We start from the raw sequence: 6,616 nt of genomic DNA, 5'->3' as shown, positions 1-6,616 counted from the left end.
CGCGGCGGGAACCGGGGGCGCCGGCGACGGGGTCTCACTGACCTACGCGGAGCTGGAGCGGCGCGCCGGACTGCTCGCGCGCCGGCTGCGGCGGCGAGGGGTGGCCGTGGGCGACCGCGTCGCGATCTGCCTGGAGCAGTCGGCGGACCTGGCCGTCGCGGTGCTCGGCGTGCTCAAGGCCGGCGCCGCCTACCTCCCGCTGGACCCCGACCACCCGGCGGAACGGCTCGCGTTCGTGCTCTCCGACGCCGGCGCCGCGGCGGTGGTCACCTGCCCCGAGCTCCGCGACCGGGTGCCGGACGACCTGGCGGCGGTGTGGGTGGCGGAGACGGAGGAGGACCACGGGGACGGTGAACCCGCGGCAGGGGAGACCGGACCCGTGGGCGACGAGCCGGCGGACGGCGGGGCCGTCCCGGGCGACCTGGCCTACGTCATCTACACCTCCGGCACCACCGGGCGGCCCAAGGGCGTGGCCGTACAGCACCGGGAGGTCATGACCTACCTGGCGGGCGTGCGCGAACGGCTGGCGGTGGAGCCGGGCGGCTCCTACGCGCTCCTGCAGTCGCTGGCCTTCGACTTCGGCGTGACCGTCTTCTACCTGTGCCTGATGACCGGCGGCACGCTCCACCTCGTCCCGCCCCGTACGGCGGGGCGCGAGCTGGCCGCCTACCTGCGGGAGCACCGCGTCGGCCACCTCAAGATCACCCCGTCCCACCTGGCGGCGCTGCTCACCGACGCGACCCCCGCCGAACTGCTCCCGAGCGAGCTGCTGATCCTCGGCGGCGAGGCCGCCCCGCAGGGCTGGGCCACCGAGCTGGCCGCGGCCGGCCGGTGCCGGGTGGTCAACCACTACGGCCCCACCGAGGCCACGGTCGGCGTCACCACCTACGAGGTGGAGCCGCCCGCGGTGGCCGCGCGGACCGCTCCGGAGGCCGGTTCCCGGAGCGGTCCGCGGGACACCGGGCACGCCGTGGGGGCGGGCCCGGCTTCCGGGGGGACCGCCGCGGGTTCTGGGACGGCTCTGCCGATCGGGACCCCGCTGCCCGGCGCCCGCGTCCACGTGCTCGACGACGCCCTGCGGCCGGTGCCGGTCGGCGTCCCCGGCGAGATCCACCTCGGCGGCGACCGCCTGGCCCGCGGCTACCTGGGACGCCCCGGGCTCACCGCGGACCGCTTCCTGCCCGACCCGGAAGGCGGGCCCGGAGCCAGGATGTACCGGACCGGCGACCTCGGCCGCTGGCTGCCGACCGGGGACCTGGAGTTCCTCGGCCGCCGCGACCTGCAGGTGAAGATCCGCGGCTACCGGGTAGAGCTGTCGGAGGTGGAGGCCGTGCTGGCCGAGCACCCCGGTGTGGCGCACGCGGTCGCGGAGCTGCGCGGCGAGCGCCTGGTCGCCTACCTCGTCGCCCCCGCCGGAGCGGACCGGCCGGACCCGGCCGAGCTGCGGTCCTGGCTGGCCGAGCGGGTCCCGGACTACATGGTCCCGGCCCGCCAGGTCTGGCTCGACGAGCTGCCGCTGAAGTCGCACGGGAAGGTCGACCGGTCCAGGCTGCCCGAGCCGGAGGCCTTCGGCGGCGGGGACGGCGGGGGACCGGCCGAGTTCGTCCCGCCCGCGGCCGGGGCGGAGGAGACCGTGGCCCGCATCTGGGCCGAGGTCCTCGAGATCGACCGGGTCGGCGCGCTGGACGACTTCTTCGACCTGGGCGGCCACTCGCTGCTGGCCATGCGGGTCATCGCCCGGCTGCGCAAGGAGGTCCCCGAACGGACCGTGACCGTGCTGGAGCTGTTCAAGCACCGCACGGTCCGGGACCTGGCCCGCCTGCTGGAGAGCGGGTCCGGCGGCCCGGCCCGGCTGCTGCACCGGCTCACCCCGGCCCGCACGGCCGCCGCGACCCTGGTCTGCGTGCCGTTCGGCGGCGGCAGCGCGGCCGTCTACCAGCCGCTGGCCGACGCGCTGCCGGCCGACTGGGCGCTGTACTCGGTGGCGGTGCCCGGCCATGAGCTGGGCGAGGAGTCCCGGCCGGTCGAGGAGGTCGCGCGCGGATGCGCCGAGGAGATCCTCGCCGGGATCACCGGGCCACTGGTCCTGTACGGGCACTGCGGTCTCGGCGTGATGCTGGTGGCGGAGACCGCCCGGCTGCTGGAGGCCGCCGGGCGGGAGATCGAGGCGGTCTATCTGGGCGGGGTGTTCCCGTTCGCCCGCCCCGGACGCGGCCTGGGCCGGCTCGGCCACCTCATGGACCGGCTCACCAGCGACCAGGGGCGGATCAACGCCCTGGCCGCCGCCGGGCTCGACGTCGAGGAGTTCGAGCGCGACCAGCTCAAGCTGATCATCCGCAACCGCCGCGAGGGCACCCGTACGGCCGAGCGGTACTTCACCCGGCTGTTCGAGGAGCAGACCGGCCGGCTGCGGGCGCCGGTCATCGCGGTGGCGGGGGAGCGGGACCCGGCGGTGGAGTTCTACCAGGAGCGCTACCTCGAATGGCTCCGGCTCTCCGACACGGTCGCCTGCGTCGTCCTCGACGAGGCCGGGCACTTCTTCGTCAAGTACCGCGCGGACGAGCTCGCCGACATCCTGACCGGGACCCACCGGGCCATCGCCTCGGGCGGGACGGCCGCGCTGGAGCGGACGGAGGAGTCCACCTGGTGGCTCCAGGCGGTCACCCGCGCCGGGGAGGAGGACGGCGACGCGGCCGGGGACGGAGCCGGGATCGCGGACGGGGTCGCGGAGAGCCCGGCCGGGCCGGACGGAGCAGGCGGACCGGACGGGTCGGGCCCGCCGGACGGGAAGGTCCGGAAACGGAGGCCGGACCCGGGCGGGCGCCCGGCGCGGGCCGCGGGGAGGGCGCCCGGCGCGACGGACATCGGCATGCGGCGCTTCCTGCTCGTTTCGACGGGGCAGCTCGTCTCGATCACCGGATCGGCGCTGACCGAGTTCGCGATCCCGCTCTGGATCTACACCACCACCGGGTCGCTGGCGCGGTTCGCGCTCTTCGCGGTGCTGGGCCTGGTGCCCGGCATGCTGGTGGCGCCGCTGGCCGGGGCGATCGTCGACCGCTACGACCGGCGCCGGTCATGCTCTGCGGTGACGTCGCCGCGGGCGGGACGCAGCTCGCGCTGGGCGTCCTGCTCTGGACCGGCAACCTGGAGATCTGGCACATCTACCCGCTGCTGGTGTGCCTGTCGATCGCGCTCACCTTCCAGCGCTTCGCCTACGGCTCGGCCATCCCGCAGCTGGTGCCCAAACGGTTCCTGGGCCACGCCAACGGCGTCGTGCAGACGGCCAACGGCACCGCCCAGCTGATCGTGCCGCTGGTCGCGACCGGGCTGATGGCCACCATCGGGCTGGAGGGCATCCTCATCATCGACGTGGCGAGCTACGCGGTCGCCACGCTGATCCTGCTCTTCGTCAGGTTCCCCGCCGCGATGCCGTGGCGGCGCCGCGAGGGCGTGGTCGCCGAGATGATGAACGGCGTCCGCTACTCCTGGGGCAACCCCGGCTTCCGGAGCATGCTGCTGTTCTTCGCGTTTCTCAACGTCTTCCTGTCGCCGCTCTTCCTGATGATCTCCCCGCTGGTGCTCTCGTTCGCGACGCTCGACGACGTCGGCCGGGTGTCGTTCGGGGGCGGGCTGGGCGTCCTGCTCGGCGGGCTGCTGATGACGGTCTGGGGCGGGCCGCGCCGGCGCAGGCTCCACGGGGTGCTGCTGGCCACGCTCGCGCTCTCGGTCTTCTGCCTGCTCACCGGCGTGCGGCAGGACCTGGTCGCCATCGCGGTGGGCGCGTTCGGGATGTCGTTCTGCCTGACCCTGCTCAACGGCGTCTACGCCACGATCATCCAGGTCAAGGTGCCGCAGCGCTTCCACGGCCGGGTCATCGCGCTCAACACCCTGGTCGCCTGGTCCACGCTGCCGATCGGCTTCGGCCTGGTCGCGCCGTACGGCTCGGAGGTATTCGAGCCGCTGCTGGCGCCGGACGGCCCGCTCGCGGGCACCGTGGGCGCGGTGATCGGCGTCGGGCAGGGCCGCGGCATCGGCTTCATGTACGTCTGCTTCGGCCTGGCCATCGCGGCCATCGCGCTGGTGTCCATGCGGGTGCGGGCGCTGGCGCGGTTCGACGCCGAGGTCCCCGACGCGGTCCCGGACGACCTGGTCGGCGCCGAGGCGCTGCGCGACCGCCTGCGGACGGAGAGGCGCGCGGACGGCACGCGGAAGAACGCGGACGGCACGGCGAAGGACGCGGAAACGCACGGCACGCGGAAGAACGCGGACGGCACGGTGAAGGACGCGGACGAAGTGAAGGACACGGACGAGGACAAGGAGGAGGTCCCGGCATGAGTTTCCTGGTGGTGCTCAACGAGGAGGAGCAGTACTCGGTCTGGCCCGCGGACCGGGAGCTGCCCGAGGGCTGGCGGGCCGAGGGGTTCGCGGGGGAGCGGGAGGAGTGCCTCGCCCGCATCGAGGAGGTCTGGACGGACATGCGCCCGCTCAGCGTCCGGCGGGCGCACGGATGACCGGGCAGGTGGCGTCCCGGCTCGCCGAGATGGTCGAGGCCGCCTCCGGCGGGCGGCTGCCCGCCGGGGAGGTGCTGCGCTCGGAGGGTTCCCTGGCCGCCCTCGGGCTGGCCTCGCTGGAACTGCTCCGGCTGGTCGACGCGGTCGAGGACGAGTTCGGCGTCGTCCTCGACCTCGGCGGCGGCGCCCACCTCGACAGCTTCCCGCTGCTGGCCGGCCACGTGGCGGAGAACCTGCCATGACCCCGCAGACCCCGTCCGCCGCGGAGACCCCGCCGGCCCGGCGGACGGCGTCGGCGCGGATTCCGGCCCCGCGGACGGTGCCGGAGATGCTGGCGCTGCGCGCCGGGCAGGAGCCGGAGCGGACCGCGATCGTCGTCGAGGGCGAGGGGACGCTGACCTTCGGCGAATGGGAGCGGCGCTCCCACGCCATCGCGCACGGACTCCTGGGCTGCGGCGTGCGGCCGGGCGACCGGGTCGCACTGCTGTTCGGCAGCCGTGACTGGGTCGACTTCGCCGTGGCCTACTGCGCGGTCCAGCTGGCCGGGGCGGTCGCCGTGCCGCTCTCGGACCGGCTCGCCCCCGCCGAGCTGCGGTACATGCTCGACCACTGCGAGGCCTCCGCCGTCCTGTGCGGCCGGGACCTGAAGGCCCCCGACGGCGACCGCTGGACGGCCGCCCCCGCGGAGCTGGAGGACGCGGGGAGCGGGCCGGTCGGGGTGCGGGCCGCCCGGAGGATCTGGCCCAGATCCTCTACACCTCCGGGACCACCGGCACGCCCAAGGGCGTCGGCGCCTCCCACGCCAACCTGGCCTTCGGCTGCGAGACCCGCCCGAACCGCCGCCGGTTCGGGCACTCGCGCCACCTGCTGCACGCCTTCCCGATCGGCACCAACGCCGGGCAGACGATGCTGCTCAACGCGCTGGACGCCCGCCCGGCGATGCTGACGCCGGCCCGCTTCACGCCCGGCCGGTTCGCCCGGCTGATCGAGTCGTACGGCGTCGGCACGGTGTTCCTCGTCCCGACCATGGCGATCGAACTGCTCAACGCCGGGCTGCACGAGCGCCACGACTTCTCCAGCGTGGTGCTGCTGGGCTCGGCCGCCTCGGCCCTTCCCCCCTCGGTGTCGGTACGGCTCACCGCCGCCTTCCCCAACGCGACGGTGACGAACTACTACACCTCGACCGAGGCGGCCCCCGCCCAGACCATCATGATCTTCGATCCGGCCCGGCCGGGCGCGCTCGGGCGCCGGCGTCCGGCGGCGCGCTGCGCGTCGCCGGATCGGACGGCGAGCCGCTCCCGCCGGGGGAGACCGGCGAGGTCTGGATGCGCTCGCCCGCGCCCCGCTCCTACTACCGCGACGAGCAGGCGAGCGCCGAGGCGTTCCGCGGCGGCTGGGTGCGGATGGGCGACCTGGGCTACCTGGACGCCGACGGCTACCTCCACCTCGTCGACCGGGAGGGCGACGTGGTCAAGTCCGGGGCGTTCAAGGTCTCCACGCTGCAGGTGGAGGCCGCGCTGTACGAGCATCCGCAGATCGCGGAGGCCGCGGTGGTCGGCGTCCCGCACCCGGTGCTGGGCACCGCGATCGCCGCGGCCGTCGTGCCCCGCTCCGGCGGGGAGGTGTCCGTCACGGACCTGCGCGCCTTCCTGATGGAGCGGCTGGCCGGCCACGAGCTGCCCGAACGGGTGCTCGTCGTGGACGTCCTGCCCAAGAACCAGTCAGGAAAAGTCATCAAAAGGGAGTTGCGGGGGCTCTTCGGCGCCACCGCGACGGGTCGTACGGAAGGCACGTGAGATGTCGGTACCGCTGGTAGACGAGTCGCACCGGGCGTCCCTCGCCCAGCACGGAATGTGGGTCACCGAGCGGGCGGGCGCGGGCGGCGCCGTCTACCGCATGCCGCTGGCGGTCCGCTTCGACGGCCCGCTGGACGCGGACGCGATGCTCGACGCCTGCGCGGCGGTGGTCCGCCGCCACCCCGTCCTCGCCTCCGTGCTGGCCGAGCGGGACGGGCAGGTGTGGGCGGCGCCCGGCGAGGCCCCGCCGCCGATCCTCTTCGAGGACGTCTCCGGCGACGCTCCCGGCGTGGCAGGACTCCCCCGGGC

At 74.8% G+C, this 6,616-nt stretch carries 5 protein-coding genes and 3 pseudogenes; all 8 read left to right on the top strand.

From position 1 onward, the window contains the following. Nucleotides 1–37 precede the first annotated feature (37 nt). Nucleotides 38–2,515: pseudogene (locus tag ACWJ6R_RS27335) on the top strand (AMP-binding protein); the annotation flags it as partial. Between the two features lie 560 nt (nucleotides 2,516–3,075). After that, nucleotides 3,076–4,335, top strand: coding sequence for an MFS transporter (locus tag ACWJ6R_RS27330; RefSeq protein WP_449064981.1), 1,260 nt, complete (start codon nucleotides 3,076–3,078; stop codon nucleotides 4,333–4,335). Next, a complete protein-coding gene (locus tag ACWJ6R_RS27325; protein WP_068898470.1) occupies nucleotides 4,332–4,511 on the top strand; it encodes an MbtH family protein in 180 nt (59 codons plus the stop codon). Before ACWJ6R_RS27330 ends, ACWJ6R_RS27325 begins: the two co-directional genes overlap by 4 nt. Further along, nucleotides 4,508–4,753, top strand: a complete 246-nt coding sequence (locus ACWJ6R_RS27320; protein WP_068898468.1) for an acyl carrier protein — start codon at nucleotides 4,508–4,510, stop codon at nucleotides 4,751–4,753. The genes ACWJ6R_RS27325 and ACWJ6R_RS27320 overlap by 4 nt, the downstream gene beginning before the upstream one ends. Beyond that, nucleotides 4,750–5,106: pseudogene (locus ACWJ6R_RS27315) on the top strand (AMP-binding protein); the annotation flags it as partial. The gene ACWJ6R_RS27320 and the pseudogene ACWJ6R_RS27315, both read left to right, overlap by 4 nt. 35 nt (nucleotides 5,107–5,141) lie before the next feature. After that, nucleotides 5,142–5,714 (top strand): annotated as a pseudogene (locus ACWJ6R_RS27310) (AMP-binding protein); the annotation flags it as partial. A 122-nt stretch (nucleotides 5,715–5,836) separates the two neighbouring features. Next, nucleotides 5,837–6,307 (top strand): class I adenylate-forming enzyme family protein, encoded by a 471-nt coding sequence (locus ACWJ6R_RS27305; protein WP_449064980.1) that lies wholly within the window; start codon nucleotides 5,837–5,839, stop codon nucleotides 6,305–6,307. 1 nt (nucleotide 6,308) lies between these two features. Further along, nucleotides 6,309–6,616 (top strand): condensation domain-containing protein (locus ACWJ6R_RS27300; protein ID WP_449064979.1); only part of this gene is annotated, 308 nt, incomplete at its 3' end.

The organism is Planomonospora algeriensis (genome assembly GCF_977012225.1).
Note: the sequence above shows the minus strand (reverse complement) of the source record. Positions and strands in the feature narration are given on the sequence as shown.